At 33.0% G+C, this 224-nt stretch carries 1 protein-coding gene; it reads right to left on the reverse strand.

Annotated elements, in window-relative coordinates:
- Nucleotides 1–224: SIS domain-containing protein (locus V6255_RS18465; protein ID WP_341629431.1), on the reverse strand; the 224-nt coding region annotated here is incomplete at both ends.

Raw genomic sequence — 224 nt, forward strand, 5'->3', positions numbered from 1 at the left:
GCATGAATGTAAGATATTTCTTTTAATTTTAATGCAGATTCCATTGCAATTGGGTAGTTCTCACCACGACCTAAGAATAATGTGTGATGTTTATCAGCAAAGTCTTGTGCTAACGCTGCAATCTCTTTATCAAACGCTAATGCTTTTTCAATTTGTGCTGTTAATGAATGAAATGCATGGACAATTTCTGTATCTTTTTGCTTATTAATCTTACCTAGCTCTTT

It is taken from the genome of Psychromonas arctica, assembly GCF_038155225.1.
Lineage (GTDB): Bacteria > Pseudomonadota > Gammaproteobacteria > Enterobacterales > Psychromonadaceae > Psychromonas > Psychromonas arctica_B.